We start from the raw sequence: 2,287 nt of genomic DNA, 5'->3' as shown, positions 1-2,287 counted from the left end.
CAACGCGAGGATCAGTGCGATCAGGCCGGCGGCCACCGGCAGGATCACCGAGAGGTCGCGGTTGTTCGCCGAGTTGATGTCGGCGAAGATCGCGGTCGGCCCGCCGACCAGTGCCTTCGTGCCCTGCGGGGCCTTGGCGTGCAGGTCGTCGCGCAGGTCGTCGCGGACCAGGCTGATTGTCTCGTGTAAATCCGCGGTGCCCACTCGGGTCGCCGGGCTCGACGCGGCCCCGGGCGGCCCGGACGACCGTGACCTCGGATGGGCTATCGGTCGGATGCTGCACGTCGACGACATCGATCGGCTGGACCTCATCGACCAGGTGGCGGCCGCTCTGCGGCCCGCCGCCGGTCGGCTGCTCGACATGCTGCACTTCAGCCTGTGGGGGCCGTCGGTGCCGCTGGCCGAACGCGACGCCCGGCTCAAGCGGCTCTGGGCTGAGCCGGCACGCTGCGCGGAGCTACGACAGGTCGCGGAGGTGCTACGCGATCGGATCCACCGGGTCACCGAGCGACCCACTTCGGAGCGGGTGCCGCTGCGGGTGCACGCCCGCTACAGCCGCAACGAGGCGTGCGCCGCCTTCGGCATGGCGAACCCGGGCTCGCTGCGGGAGGGCGTGAAGTGGCTGCCGGACGAGAAGGCGGACCTCTTCTTCGTCACGCTGGTGAAGTCCGAGGAGCACTACTCGCCGACCACCATGTACGCGGACCGGGCCATCACCGACCGGCTGTTCCAGCGGGAGTCGCAGAGCACGACGACGTCGGCGTCGGCGACCGGGCGGCGCTATGTCGACCACGTCGCCCAGGGATCGACGGTGCACCTGTTCGTGCGGGAGACCCGAGTTGCTGACCGTGACCTGGGCGCACCGCCCTACCTGTATGCCGGACCGATGACCTACCGGGAGCACAGCGGCGATCGGCCGATGCGCGTCCTCTGGGAACTGCGGCATCCGCTCCCCGCTGTCATGTACGCCGCCGCCCGGGCGATCGCCGCCTGATATCACCAACGACTCAGCTCGAAAGGCAACGCAGAGGCAACGCCCCACTCAGCCGGCAATCCGGTGGCGGTCCGGCCGACGCTTCCAACGGCACAGCAGCGCCGCCACCCCGCCGGCGATGACCCCGACCATCGTCCCGGTGACCAGACTGGATACGGCCGCCGAAGCCCGCAACAAGGCTTCTCGCGCCCCCGGTGAGATGTTGGCCAGCCCCGCCGCGTTCATCCCCAGCGACGGGTCCCAGAACACCTGGTGACCGATCGCCAGGAACACCCCGTACAGCGCGCCGACGACCACCAGCGTCAGGAACGGGCGCGGAGGCCGCCGCCACAGCACGGCGGCCACCCAGACCAGCGGCGGCCCGACCGCCAGCAGCGCGGCCACCACCGTGCCCTCCGGCACCACGTCCAGGTCGTGCAGCGCCACCCGGGGCGCGGCGAGTGCGGCCAGCCCGACCAGCGCCGGCCAGGAGAACCCGAGGGTACGACGGGCGCTCATCGCCCGACCGCCGACGGCGCGGTCGACCGGACGAACTTCAGGAGCGCGACGAACGCCAGCGCGGCGGTCACCGCCCCGCCCGCGAACCGCACCCAGTGTCCGGCGACGAACTCCGACGCCACCTGCCGCAGGTACTCCGGCGAGTGCGTCCCCACCGGGTCCACGAACATGATCTCGTTGCGCGGCCAGAAGAAGACCGCGGAGAACAGGAACTCGCACAGGACGAAGACGGCGGTGGCTCCCGCGACGTACCAGCGCAGCCGACGGTCGCGCCAGGTGAGTAGCGTCGCGGCGACGCTGCTCAGCACGACCGACGCGCCCAGCGGCGGGAAGTAGTCGTGCGGGCCGCCGTAGACCAGGAACTCCCGGGCCCGCTCCAGGGACGCGGGCGGGTCGTTGAAGATGTTCGGGTAGAGCATGACGGTCTCGGCGGCGACCCCGCCGAACGACATCATCGCCGCCCAGACCATCACGATCAGGGCGATCCGCGTCAGTTTGGTACGGGACATGAGCGTTTCTCCTCGTAGGTGGGGATGTCATCGACGCTAGGTCGGTGCTCGCCCGCCGTCGTCCGCGCCGCCGCGCGACCGGGGATCGCCTTTCGACGTACACCTCGGGGTTGCCCCTGACGCCTGCGGACGACAGCGCCGGGGCCCCGCGCGGACCTAGGCTCGAAGGCGTGCCCGACACCTCGCCCACCCGCGCCGACGCGCTGCTCGCGACGGCCACCCTCGCCCTGGTCGTGGTGGCCGTGGTGGCCGAGGGCACCGCCCCGGCCGGCGCCGTGCTCGCCTG

3 protein-coding genes and 1 pseudogene are annotated in these 2,287 nt (G+C 71.6%); 1 reads left to right on the top strand and 3 read right to left on the bottom strand.

Annotated elements, in window-relative coordinates:
* Positions 1-204: MMPL family transporter (locus tag HUW36_RS31285; RefSeq protein WP_246248414.1), on the bottom strand; the 204-nt coding region annotated here is incomplete at its 3' end.
* Positions 205-235: 31 nt separating this feature from the next.
* On the opposite strand from HUW36_RS31285, the pseudogene HUW36_RS31280 reads away from it, so the two are divergent.
* Positions 236-994 (top strand): annotated as a pseudogene (locus HUW36_RS31280) (DUF3427 domain-containing protein); the annotation flags it as partial.
* Positions 995-1,042: 48 nt separating this feature from the next.
* On the opposite strand, the gene HUW36_RS31275 reads toward HUW36_RS31280, so the two are convergent.
* On the bottom strand, positions 1,043-1,492 hold the full coding sequence (locus HUW36_RS31275) for a hypothetical protein (protein ID WP_174531370.1): 450 nt from the start codon (positions 1,490-1,492) through the stop codon (positions 1,043-1,045).
* Complete coding sequence (locus HUW36_RS31270; protein WP_174531369.1) at positions 1,489-2,001, bottom strand: anthrone oxygenase family protein; 513 nt, start codon at positions 1,999-2,001, stop codon at positions 1,489-1,491. The genes HUW36_RS31275 and HUW36_RS31270 overlap by 4 nt, the downstream gene beginning before the upstream one ends.
* Positions 2,002-2,287: the final 286 nt, after the last annotated feature.

This window comes from Micromonospora maritima (genome assembly GCF_902825405.1).
Taxonomy (GTDB): domain Bacteria; phylum Actinomycetota; class Actinomycetes; order Mycobacteriales; family Micromonosporaceae; genus Micromonospora; species Micromonospora maritima.
This window is presented reverse-complemented; position numbering and strand designations above follow the sequence as displayed.

Bases quoted from the DNA above. Each gene is read 5' to 3' on its own strand.
- HUW36_RS31275 (WP_174531370.1), bottom strand. From the start codon at position 1,492: ATGAGCGCCCGTCGTACCCTCGGGTTCTCCTGGCCGGCGCTGGTCGGG.
- HUW36_RS31270 (WP_174531369.1), bottom strand. From the start codon at position 2,001: ATGTCCCGTACCAAACTGACGCGGATCGCCCTGATCGTGATGGTCTGG.